This is a genomic window from Cellulomonas olei, from assembly GCF_039548315.1.
In the GTDB taxonomy this organism is placed as follows: domain Bacteria; phylum Actinomycetota; class Actinomycetes; order Actinomycetales; family Cellulomonadaceae; genus Cellulomonas.
Window position 1 is genome coordinate 15,166 of sequence record NZ_JBCLVN010000015.1, and the last position, 26,794, is coordinate 41,959.

Here is a 26,794-nt window from a genome sequence, read left to right on the forward strand (position 1 = left end):
GGCACCCCGCCGCACGCCCGCACCCGCACGAAGGAGGACGCCCCCATGGCCAAGCAGACCGGCCGGTCGCTCGTCGCGTCCAACCGCAAGGCCCGCCACGACTACCTCATCGAGGACGTGTTCGAGGCCGGCGTCGTGCTGACCGGGACCGAGGTCAAGGCGCTGCGCGCCGGGCGGGCGTCGCTGGTGGACGGCTGGTGCTCGATCGACGGCGGCGAGGCGTGGCTCGAGGGCGTCCACATCCCCGAGTACTCCCAGGGCACGTGGACCAACCACGCGCCGCGGCGCAAGCGGAAGCTGCTGCTGCACCGCGACGAGATCGACCGGCTCGAGGCGAAGACCCGCGAGAAGGGGCAGACGATCGTGCCGCTGTCCCTGTACTTCCTGGACGGGCGCGCGAAGGTCGAGATCGCGCTGGCCCGCGGCAAGAAGGAGTGGGACAAGCGGCAGGCCCTGCGCGAGCGGCAGGACAACCTCGAGGCGCAGCGGGCGATGCGGGAGAAGCGCGACCGCTGACCGGACGGTCCCTGCCCGCCGCGTCCCCGCCGGACCGTGACCGATCCGTGACCTCCCCGCCCTTGACCGCCTCCTGGGTTCACGACTTAGGCTAAGTCGTGAACTAAGGAGGGTTCATGGCCGACTCGACGTCGAGGAGCCTGCGGCGCCGCAACCGCGCGCGCGTGCTGCGAAGCATCGTGCTGGCGCGCGAGACCACCCGCGCCGCCCTCGCCGCCGACTGCGAGCTCTCCACCGCCACCGTCACCAACGTGGTCGGCGACCTCATCGCGGAGGGCGTCGTGGAGGAGGTCGGCTCCGTCCCGTCCGACGGCGGGCGGCCCATCGCCCGCATCGCGATGCGCGCCTCCGGCGGGCACCTCGTGGGCGTCGACGTGGGTGAGCGCGGCGTCGCGATCGAGCTGTTCGACCTCACCATGACGCGCGTCGACCGGGAGTTCCGCGAGGGACCGACCCGCGAGGCCGGCCCCGCCGAGATCGCCGCGATGCTGCGCGAGGGCACCGCCGCGCTCCGCGACCGCAACCCCGGCCCGGACGCCACCCTCATCGGCATCGGCCTGGGGCTGCCCGGCATCGTCGAGCACGACGACGCCCGCGGCGGGCAGGTGCTGCACGCCCAGAGCCTCGGCTGGCCGCCGGTGGCCGTCCGGGAGCTGGTCGGCGACCCCGGAGTCCCCGTCCTCGCCGACAACGGCGCGAAGACGCTCGCGGAGGCCGAGCTCTGGTTCGGCGCCGCCCGGGGCGCCCGGCACGCGCTCGTCGTCCTCCTCGGACGCGGGGTCGGCCTCGGCGTCGTCAGCGACGGCCGCCTGCTGCGCGGCGCCCGCGGATCGGCGTGGGAGTGGGGCCACACCCGGATGTCCGTCGGGGACGGGCCGCTGTGCCGGTGCGGCGCGCGCGGGTGCCTCGAGGCGTACGTCGGGGCGCACGCGGTGCTCGAGCGCTGGCGCGCGGCGGGGGCGACCGAGACCGGCGAGGGCTGGCGGGCCGTGTCCGCGCTCGTGGACGCCGCCGACGCCGGCGACCCCGTCGCCTCCCGGGTGCTGGACGAGACGCTCGACGTGCTCGGCATCGCCCTGGGCAACCTCGTCGACCTGACGAACCCCGAGCGGGTGGTCGTCGGCGGCTGGGTCGGCCTGCGGCTCATGGCCACGCGGCGGGCCGACCTCGTCGCCCGCATCGGCGCGAGCAGCCTCGCGCGCCCCGGCGGGCAGTTCACCCTCGACCTCTGCCGGTTCGAGGGCGACTCGGTGGCCCTGGGGGCAGCGCTGCTGCCGCTCCAGGCGTTCATCGAGCGACCCATGACGGTCTCGGGCGCCGCCTGAGGCCCGGGACCCGGGGGAGGTCGGCCAGGACCAGCCCCCGGGGCCCGGAATGAGCACCACCACCAGCACGGAGGAGATGACTCGATGAGGAGACTACCCACGACGATCACGGCCGGCGTCGCCGCCACGGCGATCGTCCTGACCGCGGGCGCCTGCTCGTCCGGCGGCGGGGACGCCGCCGAGGGCAGCACCACGCTCAAGGTCTGGGTGATGGGGGACGCCGGGCCGGCGTTCACCGAGCTGACCGAGGACTTCACGGCCGACACCGGCATCGCGCTGCAGGTGGACGCGATCCCCTGGGAGAACGTCAACGACAAGCTGACCACCGCGGTGGCCTCCGGCGGCGGCCCCGACGTCGTCCAGGTCGGCCTGTCCCTGCTGCCGACGTTCGCGGCGGCTGGCGCGCTCGCCGACCTCACGGACCTCGCGGCCGACCACCCGGCGCTCGACCCGGCGGGCTTCCCCGACGCGGTGGCGCCCGCGAACCTCGACCCCGAGGGGCGCCGCCTGTCCGTGCCGTGGGTGTCCGACACCCGCGTGCTGTTCACGCGCACCGACGTGCTCGCTGAGGCCGGCGTCGACGCGCCGCCCACCACCTGGGAGGAGATGGCGGAGGTCGCCGCGACCCTGGCCGCGCGCGGCGACGGGCAGTACGGCTACTACCTGCCGCTGTGGGACAACACCATGCCCGCGCAGTACACCTGGCAGGCCGGCGGGGAGATCCTCGCCGCCGACGGCACGCTGGACTTCGACTCGCCGGAGTTCGACCGCGCGGTCGACCACTGGCTGTCGTTCTTCGCGGACGGCTCGGCGCCCACGGCCTCCGACTGGGACCAGACGCAGGGTTTCGTCTCGGGCGCCACGCCGATGGTCGTGTCGGGCCCCTACCTCGAGAAGGCGATCCGGGACGCCGCGCCCGAGCTCGACGGCTCGTGGACCGTCACGACGCTGCCCGCCGACGAGGCCGGGACGTCGCTGTTCGCCGGGTCGAACCTCGGCGTCTGGCGCACGAGCGAGCACCAGGAGGAGGCGGTGGAGCTGCTCGACTACCTCGCGCAGCCCGACACGCAGCTCGCCTGGTACGAGGCGATGAACGAGCTCCCGACCGCGACGGCGGCGCTCGAGCAGCTCGCCGGGGAGGGCGACGCGGAGGTCGCCACCTACGTCGCGCAGCTCGACGACGCCCGGACGGTCCCCATGGTGCCGTCGTGGGACCTGGTCGCGAACGAGCTCATGACCTCGCTCACCGCGATCGCCACCGGCGCCGACCGGGAGTCCACCCTGGAGGCCTTCCGCGCGAAGGCCGCCGACATCCAGTCCCGGTCCTGACCGGCGGGGCCGGCGCCGTCCCCCTCGGCGCCGGCCCCGCCCCCTCCTCGATGCGGAGCACCATGTCCAGCACCACGCTGCCCACCCGGGCCGCCGCTGCGGCGGACCCCGGGCGCGCCACCCGCCCGCGGCCCCTGAGCCGCCACGGCCGGTGGGTCCCCTACACCTTCGTCGCCCCGGCGATGCTCGTCCTGCTCACGTTCGCGGTGCTGCCGATCGGCGTCGCCGCCGTGGTCAGCGCCACCGACATGGACATCGCGGGGCTCGCCGACCCCGGCGCCGTCCGGTTCGTCGGGCTCGAGAACTACACGCGCCTGCTCGGCGACCCCGACTTCTGGCGGGCCATGTCCACGACGGGCCTGCTCACGGTGGTCGGCGTGCCGGTCATCGTCGTGCTGTCGCTCGGCGTCGCGCTGCTGCTGCACCGCAGCGGCGGGCGGCTCGCCCGGGTGCTGCGGTCGTTCTACTTCCTGCCCGCCATCACCGCGATCGTCGCGGTCGCGCTCGTGTGGGGATACCTGTTCAACAGCCAGTTCGGCCTGTTCAACCACCTGCTGGGCCTCGTCGGGCTCGGCCCGGTGCCCTGGCTCTCCGACCCGGCGTGGGCGCGGTTCTCCGTCGGGCTCGTCGCGGTCTGGCGGGCCAGCGGGCTCAACATCATCATCTTCCTCGCGGCCCTCCAGGCCATCCCGGCGGAGTACGACGAGGCCGCCCAGCTCGACGGCGCCGGCGAGGCCCGCCGCACCTGGAGCATCACGGTCCCGCTCCTGCGGTTCGCGATCTTCTTCGTCACCATCACGACCGTCATCGCGTGGCTGCAGTTCTTCGACGAGCCGTACGTGCTCACGCAGGGCGGACCCAACGGCGCCACCCGCTCCATCTCGCTGTACCTGTACGAGCAGGGGTTCCGGCACAACCAGTTCGGCTTCGCGTCGGCGGGGTCGCTCGTGCTGTTCGCGGTCATCGGGGCCGTGACCTGGTTCCAGCTCCGACTGAGGAGGGGCGATGACGAGCACTGACCCGCGCGCCGTTGCGCACCCGCGCCGCCCGCGGCGACGGCACGTGCTCGGCGACGCCCTGCTGGTCGTCGGCGCGGTCGCGACGTCCCTGCCGTTCGTGTGGATGCTGCTCAGCGCGCTCAAGCCGCGCAGCGAGGCGACCGCGACCCCGCCCCGGCTGCTGCCGCGGGCGCCGACGCTCGAGTTCGTGCGGTACCTGTTCGAGACGCTGGACTTCGGGCGGTACCTGGTGAACACGCTCGTGGTCGTCGCGATCGGGTTCGGCGGGCTCGTGCTCATGGCGATGGCCGGGTACGCGTTCGCCAAGTTCCGGTTCCGCGGCCGGGGTGCGATGTTCGCGCTCGTGCTGAGCACGATGATGATCCCGGTCCAGGTCACCATGATCCCGACGTACCTGATCCTGGCGCGCATCGGGCTGACGAACACCCTCGTCGGCATCGCGCTGCCCACGCTGGTCTCCGCCTTCGGCATCTTCCTGTTCCGGCAGTTCATGTCGACGCTCCCCGACGAGGTGCTCGAGGCGGCGCGGCTGGACGGCGCGAGCGAGCTGCGGGTCTTCCGGTCCGTGGTGCTGCCCATGTCGCGGCCGATCCTCGCCGTGCAGGCCGTGCTGACGTTCATCGCCGGCTGGAACAGCTTCCTGTGGCCGCTCGTCGTCGCCGGCGAGCAGTCGAACTACACGCTGTCCGTCGGCCTGGCGCTGCTCAACCAGCAGGTCGCCACCAACCCCTCGCTGCAGATGGCGGGTGCTGCCGTGATGGTCGTGCCGATCCTCGTGGTCTTCGCGATCTTCCAGCGGCACATCGTCCAGGGCTTCACGATGTCCGGTCTCAAGTGACCGCCGGCGCGCCCACCCCGACCCCCGGAGCACCCATGACCCGCACCCTCCCGGGCGGAGCCACGCCCGCGCCGCCCCTCCCGCCCGTCCCGCCCCTGCCCGGTGCGTGGCCGCCCGCGGACCCGGCCGCCGCGCGCGGCCAGGCGACCTTCACGGACGTGGTCCGCGTCGACGCCGGGCACCTCGTCGACGGCGACGGCCGACGGCTGCTGCTCCGCGGCGTCGGGCTCGGCAACTGGCACCTGCCCGAGGGCTACATGTGGCTGTTCTCCGACGGCGGGCCGGCGTCGCCGCGCGAGATCGAGGCGCTCGTCGTCGACCTCGTCGGACCCGGGCGGGCCGCCCGGTTCTGGGAGCGGTTCCGGGACGAGTTCGTCACGCAGGAGGACGTGCGGTGGATCGCCGCTGCGGGGTTCGACCACGTGCGGCTCCCGCTGAACGCCCGCTACCTGCTGGACGACGACGGCGCGGTGCGCCCCGACGCGTTCGCGCTGCCGGACCGGCTGGTCGACTGGTGCCGGGAGGCCGGCCTGTGGGTCGTCCTCGACCTGCACGGTGCACCGGGCGGCCAGACCGGCACCAACATCGACGACTCCGAGCACGGCCGCCCCGCCCTGTTCGAGGACGACGAGCACCGGCGGCGGACCGTCGCCCTGTGGACCGCGATCGCCCGGCACTACGCGGACGAGCCCGTGGTCGCCGGGTACGACCTGCTGAACGAGCCGCTGCCGCACGAGTGGCAGCACCGGTACCCCGACCGGCTCGTCGCGCTGTACCGGGAGCTCACGACGGCGATCCGCGAGGTCGACACCCGGCACGTGCTCATCTACGAGGGCACCCACTGGGCGACCAACTGGGACATCTTCACGCAGGTGTGGGACCCGCAGTCGATGCTGCAGTTCCACAAGTACTGGTCGCCGCCCGACCGCCCCGGCATCGAGGGGTACCTGCGGACCGGGGCCGGGCTCGGGCTGCCCGTGTACATGGGCGAGGGGGGTGAGAACAACCCCGACTGGCTGGCGACCGCGTTCGGCATGTACGACGACCTGGGTGTGTCGTGGTGCTTCTGGACGTGGAAGAAGGTCGGGACGCTGACGTCGCCGCTGTCCGTCGACCCGCCCGCCGGCTGGGACGAGGTGCTCGCGTACGCCTCGGGGCGGGCGCCGCGGCCGGGCGCCGACGACGCCTGGGCCACCCTCCAGGCGCTGCTCGAGGCGCTGGCGCCCTCCCGGTGCACGCCGCGGCCGGAGGTCGTCCGTGCCCTGCAGCGCCGGCCGCCGCTGTCGCTGCCGGCCGTCGCGTACGGCTTCCGCCCCGGGGACCACGCGTTCGCGACGCCTGCCGCCGAGCCCGTGCTGCGCCGGGACGAGGGCGCGCCGATCGAGCTCGACGGCGGTGGGGAGCCCGACTTCGACCTCGTCGGCGGGCGACCCGGGGACGTCGAGCGGCGGCTGTCGCTGCGCCTCGCCGACGGGGACCGGGTCGCCTACCGCGTCCGGGTGCCCGAGCCGGTCACCGTGACCGTGCGGGTGCGCGGGCATGGGGCGACGCCGGACCTGCGGCTCGACGCGGAGCCCGGTCCGGGGGAGGCGTCCGCAGCCGCCCCGGCCACGGCGCCCGGTCCGGCGGTCGCGGACGGCGACGACGCGTGGATCTGGACCGTGCACCTGCCGGCGGGAGGCGCGGTCCTGCACGTCGTCGGGGGGCCCGGCGGCACCCGGGTGCGGCGGGTCGAGGTCGGCTGAGGCGGGTCAGCCCAGCGACCCCCGCAGCTCCGCGGGGTCGGTGGTCGGGCGGTCGCACACGAAGCCGCGGCACACGTACGCCGCGGCGCGTCCGCCGACCAGCGGCCGGTCCCGCAGCAGCCCCACCGCGTCCGCCGAGCCGGCGACCTCGTCCGGGTCGCCCTGCGCGAGCACCAGCCCCGGTGCGGTCGCCCGCACGGCGGTGCGGACGAGCGCGACCCGCCCCGGGTCGTCGGCCCGGCCCACCACCGCCACCTCGCGGGGGCCGTCCAGGACGGCTTCCGCGACGGCGAGCGCCCACCCGACGGCCCGCGGGTGGCGGTGCGCGATCGACAGCGGGTCGGCGAGCGCGAGCTCGGCCACCTGACGGTCCGTGGCCGAGCCGGTCAGCGCGGCCCGGGTCAGCAGCGCGCCCGCCGCGGCCGCGCCGGCGTTCGGGCTCGGGCCGTCCGCGACGTCGGGGCCCCCGGTGAGGCGGCCGACCACCGGGTCGGTCTGGTCGTCGGCGGTCGCCCGGAACCCGTGCCCGGGTGCCCGGAACCGGGCGAGCACCGTGTCGAGCAGCGCCGACCCGCGGATGGTCCAGCGGCCGTCACCGGTGACACCGCCCAGCACGAGCCAGCCCTCGGCGACCGCCGCGTAGTCCGCCAGGACGCCCGGCGCCGTCCCCACCGCGCCGTCGCGCGACGTGCGGGCCAGCCGGGTCAGCCCGTCGCCGCCCCGGAGGGTGTGCACGCGGTGGAGCAGCTCGGCGGCGTCCTGCGCGGCGGCCACCCACTCCCGGCGCCCCAGCACCGCGCCGGCCTCGGCGAGCGCCGCGACCGCCAGGCCGTTCCACGCCGCCACCACCTTGTCGTCCCGGTGCGGCTGCGGGCGGGCCGCACGCGCCCGCAGCAGGGCCCGGCGCACGCGCTCGAACCGGACCTCCTCGCGCGGGTCCGGCCCGGCGCGCAGCGTCAGCACCGACGCCCCGGCCTCGAAGGTGCCCTCGGGCGTCACCCCGAGCACGTCCGCCGCCCACGCCCCGTCCTCCGGCCCGAGCACCGCGGTCAGCTCCGCCGGGGTCCACACGTAGGTGGCGCCCTCGACGCCGGCCGTGTCCGCGTCGAGCGACGACGCGAAGCCGCCCTCCGGGGTGCGCAGGTCCCGCAGCAGGTGCTCCGCGGTGCCCTCGACGACGCGCCGCGCCAGGTCCGACCCCGTCAGCCGCCACCAGTGCGCGTACACCCGCAGCAGCATCGCGTTGTCCTCGAGCATCTTCTCGAAGTGCGGCACCGTCCACGTGGCGTCCACGGAGTAGCGCGCGAAGCCCCCGCCCACCTGGTCCGCCATGCCGCCGCGGGCCATCGCGGTCAGGGTGGCCCCGGCCATCGTCAGGGCGCGCTCGTCGCCCGTCCGGGCCGCGCGGCGCAGCAGCCACTCCAGCAGCGGCGACGGCGGGAACTTCGGGGCGCCGCCGAACCCGCCGTGCTCCGCGTCGTACGCGTCGGCGAGCGCCGTCAGGGCCAGGTCGCCGACCCGGGCGACGGCGGTCAGGTCGAGCGCGGGGGAGCCGGCGTCGGCGGCGGGGTCGCCGGGGCGGCCCGCGTCGCCCGGGTCGCGGGGCGGGGAGCCGTCGGCCGGCCCCGCGGCGCCGCCCACCGCCGCGAGCAGCTCCGCGGCCCCCGCCCGGACCTCGTCGCGCCGCTCCCGCCAGGTCCGGGACAGGGCGTCGAGCACCTGCCGGAACGACGGCCGCCCCGCGACCGGCACCGGCGGGAAGTACGTGCCGCAGAAGAACGGGTCGCCGTCCGGCGTGGCGAACACCGTCATCGGCCAGCCGCCCTGCCCGGTCATCGCCTGGGTGGCGGCCATGTACGCCGCGTCGAGGTCGGGACGCTCCTCGCGGTCCACCTTGACGTTGACGAACCCGCGGTTCATCACGGCGGCGACCTCCGGGTCCTCGAAGGACTCGTGGGCCATGACGTGGCACCAGTGGCAGGAGGCGTAGCCGATCGACACCAGCAGCGGGACGTCCCGGCGGCGGGCCTCGGCCAGGGCGTCCGGGCCCCACTCCCACCAGTCGACGGGGTTGCCGGCGTGCTGGCGCAGGTACGGGCTGGTGCTGCGGGCGAGGCGGTCGGCCATGCCCTCCACTGTCACCCGGGCGGCGCCGCGCCGCGAGCGCGCCGGGGTCAGCTCCCCGCGACGTCGTCCGCGCGCCGGGTGGGGTGCTGCGCGCCGCGCGAGCGCAGCACCGTGCGGCCGACCACCTGCTGCCAGGTGGCGGTGCGCTCCGAGCGGCCCCGCCCGACGAACGACACGGCCCAGTGCAGCAGCGTCGTCACGCGGTTCTTGAACCCCACGAGGTACACGAGGTGCACCCCGAGCCACAGCAGCCAGGCGAGGAACCCCGACACCTTCACGGCGCCGATGCTCGCGACCGCCTCGAACCGCGAGACCGTCGCCAGGCTGCCCTTGTCCCGGTACACGAAGGGGCCGCCCGAGGGCTCGCCCCGCAGCCGGCGCACGATCTCCTGCGCGGCGTACCGGCCGGTCTGCATCGCCGCGGGGGCGACCCCGGGCACGGACGTGCGCGCCGCCATGTCGCCGACCACGAACACCTCGGGGTGCCCGGGCAGCGAGCCGTTCGGCTCCACGACGACGCGGCCGGCCCGGTCGACCTCGGCACCCGTCCGCTCGCCGAGCAGCCGGCCGAGCGGGGACGCCGCGACGCCCGCCGCCCAGACCTTCGTCTGGGCGGCGATGCGGGTGCGCCGGCCGTCGGGGTCCTCCACCTCGACCGCGTCCGCGTCGACGTCGACCACCTTGTGGTTCATGAGCAGCTCGACGCCCAGGCCCTCGAGCGTGCGGGCGGCGGCGTCCTGCAGCTTCTCCGGGTAGCCGGGCAGCACCTTCGGCACCGGGTCGACCAGCAGGATGCGCGCCTGCGCGGGGTCGAGGTGCCGGAAGTTGCCGCGCAGCGAGCGGTGGGCGAGCTCGGCGAGCTGGCCGGCCATCTCCACGCCGGTCGGGCCGGCGCCGACCACCACGAAGGTCGTCAGGCGGGCGCGGTCCGCCGGGTCGGTGGCGAGCTCCGCCAGCTCGAACGCCCCGAAGATGCGCCCGCGCAGCTCGAGGGCGTCGTCGATGCTCTTGAGGCCCGGCGCGTGGTCCGCGAACCGGTCGTTGCCGAAGTACGACTGCCCGGCGCCGGCCGCGACGACCAGGCTGTCGTACGAGGTGCGCGTCTCCCCGAGCGGCGAGGACGACACCACGACGCGCTGCTCCACGTCGATGTCGGTCACCACGCCCAGCAGCACGCGGGCGTTGCGCTGCCGGCGCAGCACGTCCCGCACGGCCGGCGCGATCTCGCCGACGGACAGCACGCCCGTGGCCACCTGGTAGAGCAGCGGCTGGAACAGGTGGGTCGCGGTGCCGTCGATGACGGTGACGCGCACGGGGGCGTCGGCCAGGGCCTTGGTCGCGAACAGCCCGCCGAACCCGGAGCCGATCACGACCACGTGGTGGGGCCGGGCGGGGGTGGGTGCCCGGTCCGGGGCCGGTGCGGTGTGGCTCATCGGGGGGTCCTTCCGCGGGAGGAGGCGGGACCCGGTCGACCCTACGAGCGCGGTCGGCGCCGCGCGCGGCGGGGCCCGCGGGGCTCAGGACGGCGGCGCGAGGATCTCCGACAGCCGGAACCCGACAGGCTCCTCGAGCTGGGCGTAGGTGCAGGTCGCCGGGTCACGGTCGGGGCGCCAGCGCCGGAACTGGGCAGTGTGCCGGAACCGGTCGCCCTCCATGTGGTCGTAGGCGACCTCGACGACGAGCTCCGGGCGCAGGGGGACGAACGACAGGTCCTTGCCGGCGCTCCACCGGCTGACGGCCCCCGGCATCCGCTTGCCCTCGTGCGCGGACTGGTCCGCCCAGTCGCCCCACGGGTGCCCTGACAGGTCGTCGGCGCGCAGCGGGGCGAGCTCCTCGACGAGGGCCTTGCGGCGTGCCATCGGGAACGAGGCGGCGACCCCGACGTGCTGCAGCCGGCCGTCGTCGGTCCACAGCCCCAGCAGCAGCGAGCCGAGCACCGGCCCGGACTTGTGCCACCGGAAACCCGCGACCACGCAGTCGGCCGTCCGGGCGTGCTTCACCTTGAACATCGCGCGCCTGTCCGGCTGGTAGGTCCCGTCGAGCGGCTTGGCGACCACCCCGTCGAGGCCGGCGCCCTCGAACCGCCGGAACCAGTCCTGCGCCTCGGCGAGGTCGGCGGTCGCGGGCGTGACGTGCACGGGCGCCGACGCGCCGGCGAGGGTGTCGACCAGCCGCGCGCGGCGGTCGCGCAGCGGCGTGCGCATGAGGTCGTCGTCGCCGAGCGCCAGCACGTCGAACGCCACGAACGACGCCGGCGTCTGCGTCGACAGCAGCCGCACCCGGCTCTCGGCGGGGTGGATGCGCTGCTGCAGCGCGTCGAAGTCGAGCCGGTCGCCCGCGACCACGACGATCTCCCCGTCCAGGACGCACCGCTCCGGGGTGTGCGCCCGGAGCTGCTCGACCAGCTCGGGGAAGTAGCGCGTCATCGGCTTCTCGTTGCGGCTGCCGAGCACCACCTCGTCGCCGTCCCGGAACACGATGGTGCGGAACCCGTCCCACTTGGGCTCGGTGTGCCCGAGATCGGGGATCTCGGGCACCGCCTTGGCCAGCATCGGCGCGACCGGGGGCATGACGGGCAGGTCCATGGCGCCCATCCTGCTCGGCGTCGGCGGGACCGGCCAGAGGTCGGGGTCGGGAGGTGCTGGTCGTCGCGGCGCCGGGCCACCGTCGAGCGGTGGACGAGCGGTGGCGTCGGCGCGTCCCGCTGCACGAACGTGCAGGTCGGGGGGACCGAGGTCCCATGGCGGGGGCCCCGCGCGGGCCGATCGGGGCGGCACCGCGCGCCGCAGGGGGGCGCGCCGACCAGCCAGGGGGACCCATGTCCGTGCCCGCACGCCGTCCACGACCGGACCGCACCACCCCGAGCCCGCGGCCGCGCCGCCGCCGGTTCGGGGACCTCGGCGTCCGCACCCGCGTCGTCGCGTCCGTGCTCGTCGGTGTCGTCGTCGCCGGGGCCGTCGGGGGCTCCGCGCTCGCGGCCCTCGCGCGCACGGACGCCGCCACCGCCTCCGTGTACGACGACGACCTGCTCGGGTTCGAGCGGGTCGTCGCGATGCGCCGCTCGACGCTCGAGATGCGCCTGGACGTCACGAGCCACGCGCTCGCGGCCGACGACGCCTCCCGGCAGACGTTCGTGCGCGACATCGCGGCGCTGGACGCGACGATCGCCGAGGACCTGGACGCCGTCGTGGCGGACGCCTCCGCGGCGGGGCACGAGTCCCTCGCGGAGGGCGCGGCGACGTTCGCCGACGCCCTGGCGTCCTACCAGCAGCTCCGCGACCGGACGCTGCTGCCCGCCGCCGAGCGGGGCGACCTGGCGGCCTGGCAGCAGGCGCGCGACATGCAGGCGGCCCCGTTGATCTCCACGATGATGGACGCGCTCGCCGCGATGGTCGACGACCAGAAGGCCTCCGCCCAGCGGTCCGTGGCCGAGGCGCACGCCGCCTACTCCTCGAACCGCACCCTGGTGGTGGTGCTGCTCGCCGCAGGCCTGGCGCTGGCGCTCACCCTCGGCCTCCTCACCGCGCGCGGCATCCTGCGGGCCGTCGAGCGCGTCCGGGTCGCGTGCGACGCCCTCGCCGAGGGTGACCTGACCGTGGAGGCCGGGTTGGACACGCGGGACGAGCCGGGGCGCGCCGCGCGGTCGCTCGACCGCGCGATCGGCACGCTGCGCGAGGTCGTGGGGGACATTGACACCACGTCGGTCACGCTCGCGGCCGCCGCCGAGCAGCTGTCCGGGTCCGCCCAGCAGATCGCCGCGCAGGCCGAGCAGACCGAGGCGCAGGCCGGTGTGGTGTCCGCGGCCGCCGAGCAGGTGTCCCGCACCACGCAGACCGTCGCCGCCGGCACCCAGCAGATGGACGCGTCGATCCAGGAGATCAGCCGGTCCACGAGCGAGGCCGCCCGCATCAGCGACCAGGCGGCGCGGTCGGCCGCGGAGACGACGGACGTCATCGAGCGGCTCGGGGAGTCGAGCCGGCAGATCGGCGACGTGGTGAAGTCGATCGCGGCGATCGCCGGGCAGACGAACCTGCTCGCGCTCAACGCGACCATCGAGGCCGCGCGGGCCGGGCACGAGGGCAAGGGCTTCGCCGTGGTCGCCGGCGAGGTCAAGGACCTCGCGCAGGAGACGGGCAGCGCGACGGAGGACATCGCGCGCCGCGTCGAGGCCATCCAGGCCGACGCGGCCCGGGCCGTGGAGGCCGTCGCGGAGATCTCCCGGGTCGTCGGCGCCGTGCACGAGCTGCAGACCACGGTGGCCGCGGCCGTCGAGGAGCAGACCGCCACGACGGCGGAGATCGGGCGCAACGTCACCGAGGCCGCGGGCGGCTCGGGGCAGATCGCGGAGAACATCGCCGGCGTCGCGCAGGCCGCGGCCGTCACGCGCGACGGGTCGGCGGAGTCCGAGCGCGCGGCGGGCGAGCTCGCGGCGCTGTCCGGGCGGCTGCGCGGCGTCGTGGGGCAGTTCCGGTACCGGATGCCGGCCGGGTCGGGCGCTGCGACGCCCGCACTGCCGCAGCAGCGCGAGCCCGCGCGGCGTGACGAGCCCACCACCGCGTTCGTCACGCTGCCGACGGCGTGACCGGCGGGGCGCCGGCCGGGTGGGATCCCGACCGGCGCCCCGAGACGTCGCACCTGGTCAGGCGCGCCGGCGCAGCGCGACGACCGCCCCCGCGAGGGACGCCACGCACCACACGACCAGCACCACGAGCGACCGCCCCGGCAGCTGGAACGTGTCGCTCACCAGCCCGGCCCGCACCAGCTCGGCCATCGGCTGGATCGGCAGCCACTCGTGCACGCCCTGCAGCCAGCCGGGCATCCGCTCCGCCGGGTACGACACGGGGGAGAACAGCAGCACGATGAACACCAGCGCCTGCGTCACGAGCGCCGCGACGGCGGGCGGCAGCAGCGACGCCATCGCGTACCCGACGGCGGCGGCGGTCAGCGACACCAGCAGCGAGCCGGGCACCAGCCACGGCGCGAGGCTCAGGTCGACGTCGAACCGCAGCACGCCCGCCACGACGCCGAGCACCATGCCGGGCAGCGCGAGCAGCGTCCACACCAGCAGGTCGCTCAGCAGGAACGCCGACCGCGGGACGGGCAGCGTCCGCATCCAGTCGAGGCTGCCCTCGGTGCGGGACTGGCTCAGCATCTGCGGGGTGATGACCAGGCCGATCGTGATGAGGGTGACGGTCGGCGCGCCGGTCGCCAGGTAGAGCGCGGTGACCGGGTCGGGGTCGCCCACGAGCAGGCCGTAGCCGATCACGGTCGCGACGGCCATGAACACCTGGACGACGACCATCAGCGGCAGGTACGCGGACTGACGCCGGAACTGCCACTGCGCGAGCATGAGGGTCTGGCCGATGGCGGTCACGCGGCCTCACCCGCCGTCGCCAGCGCCTCGGAGCGCTCGTGGCCCACGAGGTCGACGTAGACGTCCTCGAGCGAGGCGGGCGTGAGCGCGTACCGCTCGAGCCGGCCCGCGGCGACCTCGGCCTGCGCCCAGCGCACGACCTCCGCCGCGTCGTCGGCGCGCACCGTGCCGGTCTCCCGGCCGCGGGTGCTCGACACCGCCCGGACCGCGGGGTGCCAGGTCAGGCCGGCGCCGGGGGAGACGTCCGCCTCGACGGTCAGCGTGCCCTGCAGGTGGGCGGTCAGCCCGGCCGGGGTGTCGTCCGCGAGCACGACGCCGCGGTCCAGCACGGCGAGCCGGTCGACGACGCGCTCCGCCTCGCGGACGTTGTGGGTCACCAGCAGCACGCCGCGGCCCTCGTCGGCGAGCGCGCGGATCTGCCGCCAGAGCAGCCGGCGGCGCACGGGGTCGACGTCGTTGGTCGGCTCGTCGAGCACCACCAGGCGCCCCGGCGTCACGACGGTCATGGCGAAGGCCGTCAGGCGCGCGATGCCGCCCGACACCTTCTCGGCGGGGGTGTCCGCCCAGGGCCCGAGGTCGAGGGCGTCGAGCAGCCCGGCGACGCGGTCCCGCACGGCCGCGCGCTCACCGCCGCGGATCCGCCCGACCAGCTCGATCGCGCGTCGCGGGGTCAGGCCGGTGATCGGCACGTTCGCCTGCGCCTGGATGCTCGTGCGCCGGCGGGCCTCGTCGGGCTGGGCCACCGCGTCGACGCCGTCGAGCAGGATCGTCCCCGCGTCGGGCCGGACCAGCCCGACGACCTGGTTGACGAGCGTCGTCTTGCCGGCCCCGTTGTGCCCGAGGAGCCCGACGACCTGCCCGGCGTCGACGTCGAGGTCGATCCCGTCGTTCGCCTGCACCCCGTTGCGTCCCCGGTAGCGCTTGCGCAGCCCGCGGACGCGCAGCACCTCCTGCGTCGCCATCCCCGTCCTCCTCATTCGGAAACCGATCGGTACATCCCGGACGGTAGCAGATACCTGTCGGCAGATACCAGACGGTATGTCTCTCTGATCTGCGATGACGCGTCACACATACCGATCGGTACGTGAAGGCGTACGATGGGCGGCATGGCACGACAGGACCCGTACGACGAGACCGGCCACCGCACGCCGGGCGTCGACGACTCGATCAGCGCCGCCACGCGCGCCCTCGCCGACGCGACCGCGACCCTCACCCGGCTGCTCGGCAAGCAGGCGCAGTCGGTCGTGCCCGAGGTCAGCGAGGCGCTCGCGGCGGGCCTGCGCGAGGCGTCCCGCGGGCTCGCCGACGCGTCCGAGAACGTCGCCCGCCGCGGCGGGGACCACCGCGCCCGCGAGAACCGCCGCGAGAAGGTCGACCGCACGCGCGCCGACCTGCTGGACGCCGCCTCCCGCGTCATCGCCGCCCAGGGCTACGAGGGTGCCTCCGTCGGGGACATCGCCGCCGAGGCCGGCTACACCAAGGGCGCCCTCTACGCGCACTTCGGGTCCAAGAGCGGGCTGTTCCTCGCCCTGGCCCGCGAGCGGCTCGGCATCGCCATGGACGACCCGGCGCTCGACATGCCCGGGCTCACCGACGACCGCGTCGACACCGAGGCGCTCGCCGGCTGGATCCGCGCCACCCAGGACGACCCGAACCTGCTGCTGTCCCTGGAGTTCCTCAGCTACGGCCTGCGCAACCCCGGGGAGGCCGGCGAGCTCGTCGAGCTCCACGTGCGGTCGTTCGAGACCGCCACCGCCCAGGCCGTCCGCATCCGGCAGGCACGCCGCCGCGCCGCCGGCGAGGACCCCGGCCCCGACGAGCCCACCCAGCAGGACCGCGACCTCACGCTCGCCATCATCAGCGTGCTCAACGTCGTCACCCTGGAGGGCAAGCTCACCGGCTCGCCGCACATGTCCCCGGAGGCCGGCGCGCGCATCATCGCCCGGCTGGTCGCCGACGGCTGACCCCCGCGGCCGCTACTCGCGCGGCGTCCCCCGGGCCAGGTGGACCGGGACCAGCAGCCACACGACCGCCAGGCCCACCAGCACGGCACCGCCCGCCCACGCGCCCGCCGCCCGGTCCACCACCACGTCGAACAGCAGCAGCGCCGAGCCCGCCAGCACCAGGGCCAGCAGCGCCAGCCCGGCCTGCGCCAGCCGGTCCGCCGACTCGACCAGCTCCCGCTTCAGGTGCCGGCGGAACAGCACCCGGTGCAGCGACACGGGTGCCACGATGAAGCCCGTCGCCGCCACCGCCAGCACCACCAGCACCAGGTACACGCCCTTCTGGTAGGCGTCCAGGTCGGCGAACCGCTGCTGGAACGGAACCGTCAGCAGGAACCCCGTGAGGATCTGCACGCCCGTCTGGGCCACGCGCAGCTCCTGCAGCAGCTCGTTCCAGTTCCGGTCCATGCGCTCGTCCGGGGTCTCGTCCCGGCCGTCCGGCCCTGCGTGGTCGTGCGCTGCGCGGTCGTGCTCCGCGTGGTCGTGCGCGTGGTCGTCCCGGCGGGGTGCCTCGTCGCGCGCGTCCGCGTCGTCGGGGCGGCGGTGCGAGCCCGGCCGCCCGTGCGTCTGCTCGGTCACGGTGTCCTCCCTGGGCGGCGCCGGCAGGGGACCGGCGCCACGCACCGCGTATCGTCCCGCCTCCGGACCGCGCGCGCAGGTCGAGGTCGAGGCGCCCGCTCCCGGGGCGCCGACCGGCGGGAATGACCGTGCGGGGGGCGGTGTTGGACACGTATGCTGGACGCGTCGCGCACGGTCCCCGGGGTCACCCGGCGAACGGGCGGGGCGGTTGACAACTCCACAGCAGCACCCACTTGGGGGTGATCGGTTTCGACGGTGATCGTCGAGCCAGGAGAAGCGGGCCGAGGACACACGGTTATCTCGCTAACGCTCCGTGTAAACCCATAGGTGCCGATTCCAAGCGCACCGACTTCGCCCTCGCCGCCTGAGCGAGCCTCGAAGTCCGTCAGCCTGAGCTAGCTTCCGACTCAGTTCCTGGCGTCATCTAGGGAGCCACTGCTCGCAGTCCTCGTCGTCGGGGCTGCGGGGACTTTCAGGCGACTGGGCCCGTCCGCGTCTTGTCTGCGTGAGCGCGGGGGCCGAGAAAAGCAGCTGCAGACTGCGCCCGGAGAAGCCCTGGTTCCACGTCATCGGACGCGGGTTCGATTCCCGCCACCTCCACCACGACGCTCTTGCTCGAACCCGACACACGAGCAAGCGGCGTGTCGGAGAGCAAGCGCACGAAGAGCCCGCCGGCAATGGCGGGCTCTTCGTGTGCTCGGGATGGCGATGTCTCGGACGAGTGGTTGGCGCGAGGGGTCGGCTTCGGCGCGGGCGTCGCGCTGCGTGCCATCGACAGTGCCTGTGCGCGGAGTCTGGTGCGCGCTTACGCGAACGAGACGCTCCTGAGCGCATCAGGTCGCTCGTCGTCCTACATCGGTTGACAGATGCTCGATGTTCCGTGAGGGGCCCCGAACACTCGGCGGGGCTTAACCACGAGCTCGTCGAGTGGCTCGCTCGACTTGTCGTCACTGGTCCGACTGCGGGAGCGCGTGCAACCGACGTGCCGAGAACGACGTTCGTCACAGTGTCAAACACGACGCGTCTCCCGGTGACGGGGCCGTCGTGACGCCCGGCCAGGATGCGGGCGCGAACTCCCCGTGAGCTGGCCGCCGGCATTGCTGTCGCGCGGATGCGGGCAAAGTCTCGTGCCGTCTAGCATATGGCAGACGACGGACGTTGTCCCCACTTTGCTAATTCGCCTCGCCTAGAGAGCTAAGGATGTGGCGAGCATTCCAAGACGCAGTGTTGTCGAGTGCACGCCAGTCGGAAACCACTTGCAGGAGCTCCGGCAGTGAGCGCCGGATATACGCGATGCCGGCGCCCGAGAATGACGCGACATGTCTCTCGTCGCGGAGCCCGCTGGTCCTGTCGGTGACCAATCGCCATAGAAGGAACTCGCGAACGCCGAAGTCGCGTATCTGGTTGCTCTGTGTCCGCTCGACGAACTTCGCGCAGAGATCCAGTGTGAAAGGCTCTTGAAGCGACGTGAGAAGCCAAGAGAGGCCATCCCTCGTGACAAAGTGACTGATGCTTGAGGATCGAAGGGAGTCGACGCATCGGTCGACCGTCGGGGGTTGACTGATCGTGGCCCTGGGTGACTGGCGAACGATCGCTCGGTAAAAAGGAGCAAGTCTTCCTGCCGGGATTGATCGGTGGTAACGGCAAGCGTAGTGCAGGTGGTAGAGGGCGGCAGCGTGGTGATGCCAGCCTTGCGTAAGTGAGAGAAGGCGATCGACTACTTCTGAGTCCTGTACATCGCAAGCCAGAAGAGCGGAATACGCGCTCTGCTCCAGAGTCCGAGCGAAAGAGGGTCGTGCCTCCGCGAGGAGACCTGCTGCTTTGAGCTCGTCGCGCCCCAGGTCTGAGACTCTCCTCAGTAGCGTGTCGCTCGCGAGATTTCCGGGGTGCCTGTCGACGACAAGCGACTTAATTGCCGCATCAGCGATCTGACGCATCGCGCGATCACGCGTTGCGTGATGAACGATGCCCTCCGCGGCGCGGAAAATGTCATTCATGACCGACTCTGGGAGGTGAACGCGTCTGTCCGAATCTGATGTGGCTAGCAGTTCAGCTATGGTCTCGAATACCAGAGACGGGACGCCCTCCAGCTGGATCTCTCTCTCGGCGCGGGCAAGGTGGAACCTGGATCTTCCGCGCAGTGAGTGCACGCGGTCGGCGCGCAGCAGGAAGATCGATTCGGAAGTGCGAGTGCCGCTGGACCCGTCGTACGCACCGAACTCAGGCTCCAGGGTGTTGGCGCGATGTCCGACGAGTCCGTCCACCGCGGTCGCGTCGCGTAGACACTTGCCGACGATCCAGATCTTCGCTTCGTTCACGAGTTCAGGAGAATCGAGGTGTCGGAGAAGGCTGCGCGATCTTCCCTCGATGACATCGCGGCACCGTTCGACTGCGGCAAGTGCCATTGTGTGTCTGACATGGTTTGTCAGTCTGCGGACGTGACCGATGAACCCCACGGCATCTGCGTCGAGTTTCGGCATCGTTCGGTCGGCCACTCGAAAAAGTCTGTCGAGCTCTGATCGTCGTGAGACGATCGCCCGCGCCCCAACGGTCAGCTGAAGGTAGAGGGGTTGCTCCTGGGCTGGAAGAGAGCCTGCGGTGCGGACGTGCCGGTCCACCCATGACTCCGTTTCCAGGTGAAGGCGACGCGACGAAGGAGCGTGCAAGATCGCGTATGAGCTGCGGCTCTCTCGTTCGATACCCCTCTCGATCTGTGTGTCCACCATATGTGGTGCTCGAATGCCCCATGCGGCGGCGCGAAGGGTCTCGAGTGCGTTGAATATCAGGGCCGTTCCGACGGACAAGAAGCAGGCGCACCAGAGCCCGAGCGCCAGCGTCTGCGGCGCTAGTGAGACGTCCGAGAGGGCGCCGAGTCGTGGCAGGGCGACCTCGACAGGGAGCGTCGGGAGGAGTACTGGGATGAAGAATAGTGCAATGACCGCAAGGTAGAACTCAGTTCCGCCGAAGAGGCTTATTGCCCACGAATTGCTTGCCTGAAATGTGCGCCTGTTCTCCCCTAGATATGCGTCGGTCCGGTCGGCGTCTCTGTGTAGCGAGTTGAGTTGATTTGCTGCGAAGAGAAGAAGGGCTAGCAGGGCTGTAGATGCAGCCAGTAGTGTCGTGGGGCCCGCCGGCTCGGCGACGACATACGCCCACGCCTTCCAGTCGGGGTGCTCCGAAATGAGAACCGTAAGGGCCAGGGCCGGGAGGCTGATGAACCGCCCTGAATTGGCTCGTAGAGCATCTGGTGCTCTGCTTCCCTTCAATCTCAGGCGCACCGCCGCCGCACCCACCGCCTTGGCGATGATCTCGCGAAGGAGTGCGAGAGCGCCGACCATGAGCAAGAGCCACGCGATGCCAGATTCGACGTCACTCACTTGCGCATCGTACTGGCGCGTTGTCCGTCGGGCTCGCTTCGTGAGCGCTCGATCGTGTCAGCTGAACTCGGCTGGAGTGGCATTCGGGCTACGTGGGGGGCGGCCGCGGTCGTCATCTTCTTTGGGCGGTCGGGTTCTGACACAGAGTCACGTCGATCACGCTGTGCGTGATGGCCCTCCACCTGATTGACGTCGATCATCTTGCCTCGTGGCCACTGCGGATCGCGTCGCGCGGCCGCGCGGCCGGGGACAGCGTGGCTGTCAGTCCGGGCTGGTTCGCGGGGTTGCCGCCCGCGGCTGCGCCGGAGTCGAGCGGTTGAGCTGCTGTTGCGCAGGCGGGCAACGGGCAGGCCGGGGTGGACGACCCCCGAGCGTCCTGTGCGTGGTGATGAGCCAGCGACCCGTCACCGCGGCACGACGACGAGCAGCGCCCCGGCCTCGACCTCGGCGGTGAACGCCGAGGCCTCGCCCGCGGTGTCGCCGTCGAGCTGGTAGGCGACAGGCCGGTCGGTGACGATCTCCACGCGCCGGCCCTGCAGCCGCCGGAGCGGGGCGGTGGTGCCGCGCCGGGTGAGGCCGGCGAGCAAGCGGGCGAGGCCGCGGACGCCGCCTCCCGAGGCGATCAGCACGTGCAGCTGCCCGTCGCCCGGGTCGGCGGCGGGCAGCAGCGGCACGCCGCCCTGGAGCCGGCCCACGTTCCCCACCAGGGTCAGCACCGCGTCACCGTCGTGGACGGGGCGCCCGTCCACGGTCACCCGGGCGTGGAAGGACGGCATCCGCACCTGCTGGACGCCCGCGACGACGTACGCGCCCGCCTTGGCGACCCGCTTCAGGACGGGGTTCGCGCTGCGCATGATCCGGGCGTCGAGGCCGACGCCCGCCATGACGACGAACGGGGTGGTGGCGCCGTCGACGGTCCACCGGACCACGTCGACCGCGCGCACCTCGCCTCGCAGGGCGACGTCGAGGGCGTCGTCCTCGTCCAGGGGGATCCGCAGGTTCCGCGCCAGCAGGTTGCCCGTGCCGGCGGGGACCAGCGCCACCGGGACGCCGCTGCCGGCCAGGTGCGCGCAGACCGCCCGGACCGTGCCGTCCCCGCCGACGGCCAGGACGCAGTCGACGCCCGTGGTCAGGGCGTCCCGTGCCGTCTCGAGCCCCGGGTCGTCGAGGCGGGTCTCCAGCCACAGGGGCGGCTGCCAGCCGTCCCGGGCCATGGCGTACGCCACGCGGCGCCGGAACCCGTCGAGGTCGGGGACCTTGGTCGGGTTGCAGATCACCGCGGCGCGCCGGCCGACCGCCGGGGGCAGGGTGCGCAGCCGCCAGGAGCGCGTGATCGCGTCGACGCCGCTGATCCACAGCGCGGCGGTTGCGACGGTGGCGCCGAGGAGCAGGCCCGCGACGATGTCCGACCACCGCTGCGTCCCCATGGCCCACTGGTCCGCGGCGACGAGCGCGACGAGCAGGCCGCCGAGGACGCTGCGCCGCCACCGTGACGCGCGGGAGCGACGGTGGGCGTTGGCGAGCGTGACGACCACCCAGGTCAGGACGGTCGCGGCGAGCACGTGGCCGGAGGGGTAGGCCGCACCGGTCGCGGACAGGGAGTCGGCGAACAGCGAGTCCGGACGGGGACGGTCGACGAGGGCGCGCTGGATGTCCCACGCCGGGATGCTCAGCGCCGCGGTCCCGAGCGCCAGCGCCAGCCGACGCTGACGGTGCTGCGCGGAGCGGACGGCGAGCGCGAGCGTGATCGCGAGGACCACGTACGGGTGCGTGAGCAGGGCGAACGCCTCCGCCACCTGACCCGCCGCGGACCGCGGTGTCATCGCCGGCGGGCTCGACCAGGAGTCCACCGGGTTGCGTCCGGTCCCGGAGAGGACGGACCGGGTCCACACCGCCGACAGCGCGCAGGCGATCAGGAACCCGACGAGCTCCACCCGTCGACGAGGCCGAGGGGGAGCGGGCACGCGGGGACCTTCCGGGCGGGGGCGGGGCCGGCCCAGCGTGCGCTGCGTCGGCGGCCCGCGTCGTCCGCCCGCTGCGGTACCGCGCTACCGCGGGCGCAGTACGCGGCGGGCGATCCGTCGCGTGCCGCGACGGGTCTACTGCGGGTGCGGTAGCAGGTGAGTGCCAGGGGACGACGCGCCCGGCCCGGTGCCCTCGCAGACTCGTCCTGCGGGTGGCGCGGTGGAGGGCCGCGCCGCCCGACCACCTGCCCGGGCCGCGCTCACCCGAGCGCCCAGCCCCGTGCGCCCGACGCCGGGCCGTCCGACCCGCCCCCGACCCCAAGAGGTGCTTCGCATGGCAACGTTCCTGTACCGACTCGGGCTGACGGCGGCCAGACGCGCCCGCCTCGTCGTCGGCGCCTGGCTCACCGCGCTGCTGCTCGCCGTCGGCGCCTACCTGGCCTTCGGCGGCTCGCTGGTGTCGTCCTTCGAGATCTCCGACACCCCGACCACCCAGGTGACCGCCGAGCTCCAGGAGCGGTTCCCCGGTGCCGGCGGCGCCTCGGGCCAGCTCGTGTTCGCCTCGACCGACGGCTCCGCCCTCGACGAGCGGGACGAGGCCGCGGTCGCCGACCTCCTGGACGACGTCGAGGCGGTCGACGGCGTCGCGGGCGTCGTCGACCCGTTCGAGTCCGCCGCGACCGCCGAGCAGCAGAGCCGACGGCTCTCCGACGGCGAGGTCGAGCTGGCGGACGCGCGCGAGCAGCTGGACGCCGGCCAGGCGCAGCTCGACGCCGCGCGTGCGCAGGCCGAGGCGGCGGGCCAGGTGGCGGCCGTCGCGGCCGAGCTCGACGCGCAGCAGGCCGCGCTCGACGAGGGCCGCGCCGAGCTCGACGCGCAGGCGACCGCCCTCGCGCAGGGGACCGCCCTGCTCGCGCTGGCGGACGACATCACCCCGGTGTCGGACAGCGGTGTGGCCGCGATCGCGGCGGTCCAGTTCGACGACGACCCCGTCGACGCCGGGACGCTCGACGCGCTCGCCGCCGTGATCGAGGACCACGAGACCGACGGGCTGCTGGTCGAGCGCGCCGGCAGCGCCGCCGAGCCCCCGCAGATGTCGCTGTTCGGCCCGGGCGAGGCCATCGGCCTGCTGGTCGCCGCGGTGACGCTCTTCATCATGCTCGGCACGTTCGTCGGCGCCGGGCTGCCGCTCGTCAACGCCCTCGTCGGCATCGGCACCGGCCTCGCGGGGTCGCTCGCGCTGTCGGACGCCATCGAGATGAACACGGTCATCCCCGTGCTGGGCCTGATGCTCGGTCTCGCCGTGGGCATCGACTACTCCCTGTTCATCCTGAACCGGCACCGCAACCAGCTGCGCGACGGGCTCGACCTGCACGAGTCGATCGGGCGGGCGAACGGGACCTCCGGGAACGCCGTGGTGTTCGCCGGCATCACGGTCGTCATCGCCCTGCTCGCCCTCAACGTCACCGGGGTGTCGTTCCTCGGCCTCATGGGCACCGTCGCCGCGGTCTGCGTCCTCATCGCGATCGCCGTCGCCGTGACCCTCACGCCGGCCCTGCTCGGCCTGCTCGGCAGCAGGATCACGCCCGCGAAGGAGCGACGCGGCGTGCGGGCGGCGAAGCGGAAGTCGCTGCCCTCGGCGCCGATGAGCACCCGCCGCGCCGTCACCACCCTGGCCGCAGGGCTCGGCGCGATGCTGCTCCTGGCGGTCCCGGCGCTGGACATGCGCCTCGGGCTCCCGGACGGCGGCTCGGAGCCGGTCGACTCGGCCGCCTACCGGGCGTACACGCTGGTGCAGGACGAGTTCGGTGCGGGGGCGGCCGGCCCGCTCCTGGTGGTGACCGACCTCGGCGCGCCGGTGGCGGACGAGGACCTCGTCGGCACGCAGGTCCGCGTGGGTGAGGCGATCGCCGGCTTCGACGACGTCAGCGGCGTCGCCCCGGCCGGGGTCTCGACGGACTCGCAGATGCTGGCGTTCCAGGTCGTCCCCGCGTCCGGTGCCAACACCGTCGAGACCGAGACCCTCGTGAACGACCTGCGGGACGGCTCGCCCGCCCTGCCCGACGTGACCTTCGGTGTCGCGGGCACGGCCAGCGCCAACATCGACATCAGCCAGAAGCTGGCCGACGTCCTCCCGCTCTACCTGGCGGTCGTGATCGGTCTGTCCCTGGTGATCCTCGTGCTCGTGTTCCGCTCGGTCCTCGTCCCGGTCACCGCGACCATCGGGTTCCTGCTGTCGGTCCTGGCGACGTTCGGCGGCGTGACGGCGATCTTCCAGTGGGGGTGGTTCGGCGACGTGCTGGGCATCCACAACCCGGGACCCGTCCTGAGCTTCATGCCGATCCTGCTCGTCGGCGTCCTGTTCGGGCTGGCCATGGACTACCAGCTGTTCCTGGTGTCCGGGATGCGCGAGGCCCACGCCCACGGTGTGCCCGCCCGGCTCGCCGTCCAGCACGGCGTGCACCACGGCCGGGTCGTGGTCACCGCCGCCGCGATCATCATGATTTCGGTGTTCGGCGGGTTCGTGTTCTCCCACTCGGTGATGATCCAGACCATCGGGTTCGGTCTCGCGTTCGGGGTGCTGGTCGACGCCTTCGTCGTGCGACTGCTGCTCGTCCCCGCGGTGATGCACGTGCTGGGGAGGCACGCGTGGTGGCTGCCGCGCTGGCTGGACCGCCTCCTCCCGGACGTCGACGTCGAGGGCGCCCAGCTCGAGCGGGCCAGCACGGACACCGCGCCGATCCCCGCGGCCGTCCCCGTGCCGTAGCCGGCGCCCGGGTCGGCAGCCACGGAGACGGGCGCCCCCGCGCGCGACACCGCACCGCACCACCGCGGCGCGGTGTCGCGCGCGAGGACCGGACCGGCGTGCGCGGGGCTGCTTCGCCCGCGGGCCGGTCGGCGGACGGGTGCCGCCCGCGGCCTCGACGGGAGCGACGGCGTTGACCAGGTTCCCGTCGGGCGGAGATCCACGCCGAACGCCTCGACTGGATCGCCGCGGTGATCGCCTCGCTCGGCTGCGAGGTGCGGATCGAGAGCCCGGAGGAGCTGCGGGACCTCGTCCGCGCGGCGACGACGCGCATGCTAGGTGCGGCGCAGGGGCGTCGGGCGGGTGATCCGGGGTGAAGGTCTCGACGGCGCCCTCGTCGCGCCTCGTCGCCGGGCCGCAGTTCCTGCGCCGAGCGGTTCGCGCGGTGCCGGCCTCACGAGAAGATGGCCGCGTGACGCAGAGGCACTCGGCCGCGACCGACCACACCGTGCCCGCCGATGAGGCTCCGTGGACCCGTGAGCACGAGGTGCTCGAGCCCGCGGAGGCTCTCCGTCGGATCTCCCAGGGCAGCCGCTGGGTCGTGCACTGGTGCTGCGGGCCGTCCGTGAGCTCGACGGACGCCGAAGCGGCGCAGCACCTCGCGTCGGTGCGCGCGTACCGGCACCTGATCGGGCCCGACGAGCAGCGGCGCCTCCGTGCGAAGGCGGTGAGGAAGCGGAGGGTGCCCACCGTGGTGCTCGCCGAGCTCTGGGTCTCCGCGGCCGGTACGGAGGTCGTGGCGTTCGTCGAGGGGGCCCCGGACCTGCGGCCCGCGCGAGAGAGCCCCTTCGCGCCCGTCTGACGACCTCGCGCCCCGACGCGACCGGCTACAACCCCGTCGTGCTCACCCCGTACTCCGCCTGTTCGGCGGTGAAGCCCTCGAAGAGCAGCTGGTCGACGAGCCCCTGCCGCGAGAACGCGGTGTACGAGAGGTAGTCCGCAGCCTTGGCGGCTGCCTGCGCATTCCAGTCGACGCCGCCCTCCGCCTCCAGTCGCGCGATGGCGAACTCGGCGTCGGCGGTCACGTACCCCTCGAACTCCAGCTGCCCGATCAGGCCGCTGCGGGAGAACGACATGTAGTCCAGGTAGTCCGTCGCGGTGCGGTAGGCGTTCTGCTGCGCGACGCTGCCGATGCGGGCGGCCTCCGCGGCGGCTGCCTCAGCCGCGGCCGCCTCCTCCGCCACGCGCTTCTCCTCGGCGACGCGGTCCGCTTCCGCCTGCGCGGCGGCGTCGGCCTCCTCCTGGGCCTTCTGCTCCGCCTCCGCCTCCTCGGCGGCCTGGCGGTCGGCCTCGGACTCCTCCTCGTCGGCCACCTCCTCGGTGGTCACCGCCTCGTCGACGGTCTGCCCCGAGGTGGTGTCGTCGGCAGCCGTGGGTTCGCGTTCGCTGCCCCCGGCGATGCCCGCCACGGCGATGAGGAGGACGACGACGCCGCCGACGCCGACGAGCACCTTGTGGCGCGCGATCCAGGGCCTGCGGGGCTCGTCGCCCGAGGCTGAACCAGGTGGCTGCGCGAGACCCGACGAGTCGGGGCGAGGGAAGACGACCGTCGGGTCCGCCGGCTCCGGGGCCGTCGCGTCGCGGGGCGCCTGCTCTGCCGCGCCGGCGTCGCTGTCGTCGACCCACAGCGGCCATCCCGCCGGTGCCGGCCCCCATGCGGGGTCAGGCCGCCAGCCGGGGCCGGGAGCCCATCCCGCAGGAGCGGGAGGCCAGTTCGGCGGCGGGTTGAAGCGTGAAGCCATGACGTGCCCCCTGGTGCGTGTCCGAGCGAGGCCGCCGCACCGTCGCGGGG

The 26,794-nt window shown here is 73.8% G+C and carries 19 protein-coding genes, 1 other RNA gene and 1 pseudogene; 12 read left to right on the forward strand and 9 right to left on the reverse strand.

The genetic code is table 11. From position 1 onward, the window contains the following. Positions 1 to 45 precede the first annotated feature (45 nt). The 6 genes from smpB to AAHH18_RS06925 all read left to right on the forward strand — a co-directional run bounded on the left by smpB (position 46) and on the right by AAHH18_RS06925 (position 6,772). Positions 46 to 516, forward strand: a complete 471-nt coding sequence (gene smpB / locus AAHH18_RS06900; protein WP_283319827.1) for an SsrA-binding protein SmpB — start codon at positions 46 to 48, stop codon at positions 514 to 516. Positions 517 to 632: 116 nt separating this feature from the next. Beyond that, entirely contained in the window at positions 633 to 1,841 is a 1,209-nt protein-coding gene (locus tag AAHH18_RS06905) for an ROK family protein (RefSeq protein ID WP_343301088.1), read from the forward strand. An 84-nt stretch (positions 1,842 to 1,925) separates the two neighbouring features. Next, positions 1,926 to 3,170, forward strand: coding sequence for an extracellular solute-binding protein (locus tag AAHH18_RS06910; protein ID WP_343301089.1), 1,245 nt, complete (start codon positions 1,926 to 1,928; stop codon positions 3,168 to 3,170). Positions 3,171 to 3,232: 62 nt separating this feature from the next. Beyond that, on the forward strand, positions 3,233 to 4,189 hold the full coding sequence (locus AAHH18_RS06915) for a carbohydrate ABC transporter permease (protein WP_343301090.1): 957 nt from the start codon (positions 3,233 to 3,235) through the stop codon (positions 4,187 to 4,189). Further along, positions 4,176 to 5,027: a carbohydrate ABC transporter permease gene (locus AAHH18_RS06920; protein WP_343301091.1), complete on the forward strand. Its 852-nt coding sequence runs from the start codon at positions 4,176 to 4,178 to the stop codon at positions 5,025 to 5,027. The genes AAHH18_RS06915 and AAHH18_RS06920 overlap by 14 nt, the downstream gene beginning before the upstream one ends. Positions 5,028 to 5,062: 35 nt before the next feature. Further along, positions 5,063 to 6,772, forward strand: coding sequence for a glycoside hydrolase family 5 protein (locus tag AAHH18_RS06925; RefSeq protein WP_343301092.1), 1,710 nt, complete (start codon positions 5,063 to 5,065; stop codon positions 6,770 to 6,772). A 6-nt stretch (positions 6,773 to 6,778) separates the two neighbouring features. Here the strand turns inward: AAHH18_RS06925 and AAHH18_RS06930 are convergent, their stop codons facing one another. The 3 genes from AAHH18_RS06930 to AAHH18_RS06940 form a co-directional block, all read right to left on the reverse strand. Continuing rightward, positions 6,779 to 8,899, reverse strand: coding sequence for a thioredoxin domain-containing protein (locus AAHH18_RS06930; protein ID WP_343301093.1), 2,121 nt, complete (start codon positions 8,897 to 8,899; stop codon positions 6,779 to 6,781). A gap of 47 nt (positions 8,900 to 8,946) precedes the next feature. Continuing rightward, positions 8,947 to 10,332: an NAD(P)/FAD-dependent oxidoreductase gene (locus tag AAHH18_RS06935; protein WP_343301094.1), complete on the reverse strand. Its 1,386-nt coding sequence runs from the start codon at positions 10,330 to 10,332 to the stop codon at positions 8,947 to 8,949. An 84-nt stretch (positions 10,333 to 10,416) separates the two neighbouring features. Then, on the reverse strand, positions 10,417 to 11,484 hold the full coding sequence (locus AAHH18_RS06940) for an ATP-dependent DNA ligase (RefSeq protein ID WP_343301095.1): 1,068 nt from the start codon (positions 11,482 to 11,484) through the stop codon (positions 10,417 to 10,419). A 233-nt stretch (positions 11,485 to 11,717) separates the two neighbouring features. On the opposite strand from AAHH18_RS06940, the gene AAHH18_RS06945 reads away from it, so the two are divergent. After that, positions 11,718 to 13,481, forward strand: coding sequence for a methyl-accepting chemotaxis protein (locus AAHH18_RS06945; protein WP_343301096.1), 1,764 nt, complete (start codon positions 11,718 to 11,720; stop codon positions 13,479 to 13,481). 57 nt (positions 13,482 to 13,538) lie between these two features. On the opposite strand, the gene AAHH18_RS06950 is transcribed toward AAHH18_RS06945, so the two are convergent. Continuing rightward, complete coding sequence (locus tag AAHH18_RS06950; RefSeq protein ID WP_343301097.1) at positions 13,539 to 14,273, reverse strand: ABC transporter permease; 735 nt, start codon at positions 14,271 to 14,273, stop codon at positions 13,539 to 13,541. Then, a complete protein-coding gene (locus tag AAHH18_RS06955) occupies positions 14,270 to 15,235 on the reverse strand; it encodes an ABC transporter ATP-binding protein (protein WP_283319833.1) in 966 nt (321 codons plus the stop codon). The genes AAHH18_RS06950 and AAHH18_RS06955 overlap by 4 nt, the downstream gene beginning before the upstream one ends. A 144-nt stretch (positions 15,236 to 15,379) precedes the next feature. Here AAHH18_RS06955 and AAHH18_RS06960 point away from each other — a divergent pair, with 144 nt between their 5' ends. Beyond that, positions 15,380 to 16,237, forward strand: a complete 858-nt coding sequence (locus AAHH18_RS06960; protein WP_343301098.1) for a TetR/AcrR family transcriptional regulator — start codon at positions 15,380 to 15,382, stop codon at positions 16,235 to 16,237. A 12-nt stretch (positions 16,238 to 16,249) separates the two neighbouring features. Here the strand turns inward: AAHH18_RS06960 and AAHH18_RS06965 are convergent, their stop codons facing one another. Further along, positions 16,250 to 16,855, reverse strand: a complete 606-nt coding sequence (locus tag AAHH18_RS06965; RefSeq protein WP_343301099.1) for a DUF6328 family protein — start codon at positions 16,853 to 16,855, stop codon at positions 16,250 to 16,252. A gap of 235 nt (positions 16,856 to 17,090) precedes the next feature. On the opposite strand from AAHH18_RS06965, the gene ssrA reads away from it, so the two are divergent. Next, positions 17,091 to 17,458, forward strand: a transfer-messenger RNA (tmRNA) gene (gene ssrA, locus AAHH18_RS06970). Between the two features lie 569 nt (positions 17,459 to 18,027). Here ssrA and AAHH18_RS06975 read toward each other — a convergent pair. After that, a complete protein-coding gene (locus AAHH18_RS06975; protein WP_343301100.1) occupies positions 18,028 to 20,232 on the reverse strand; it encodes a hypothetical protein in 2,205 nt (734 codons plus the stop codon). Positions 20,233 to 20,636: 404 nt separating this feature from the next. After that, the gene (locus AAHH18_RS06980; protein ID WP_343301101.1) at positions 20,637 to 22,196 is read right to left on the reverse strand and encodes a bifunctional phosphatase PAP2/diacylglycerol kinase family protein; all 1,560 of its coding nucleotides are present in this window, start codon (positions 22,194 to 22,196) and stop codon (positions 20,637 to 20,639) included. Positions 22,197 to 22,530: 334 nt separating this feature from the next. Between AAHH18_RS06980 and AAHH18_RS06985 the strand changes: the two genes are divergently transcribed. The 3 genes and pseudogenes from AAHH18_RS06985 (at position 22,531) to AAHH18_RS06995 (ending at position 25,804) form a co-directional block, all read left to right on the forward strand. Continuing rightward, positions 22,531 to 24,963, forward strand: coding sequence for an MMPL family transporter (locus tag AAHH18_RS06985; RefSeq protein WP_343301102.1), 2,433 nt, complete (start codon positions 22,531 to 22,533; stop codon positions 24,961 to 24,963). Positions 24,964 to 25,154: 191 nt separating this feature from the next. Continuing rightward, positions 25,155 to 25,319, forward strand: a pseudogene (locus AAHH18_RS06990) (WCX domain-containing protein); the annotation flags it as partial. Between the two features lie 95 nt (positions 25,320 to 25,414). Then, positions 25,415 to 25,804, forward strand: coding sequence for a hypothetical protein (locus AAHH18_RS06995; RefSeq protein WP_343301103.1), 390 nt, complete (start codon positions 25,415 to 25,417; stop codon positions 25,802 to 25,804). Positions 25,805 to 25,829: 25 nt separating this feature from the next. Here AAHH18_RS06995 and AAHH18_RS07000 read toward each other — a convergent pair whose 3' ends face one another. Further along, complete coding sequence (locus AAHH18_RS07000) at positions 25,830 to 26,453, reverse strand: Ltp family lipoprotein (RefSeq protein WP_343301104.1); 624 nt, start codon at positions 26,451 to 26,453, stop codon at positions 25,830 to 25,832. Between the last annotated feature and the right edge of the window lie 341 nt (positions 26,454 to 26,794).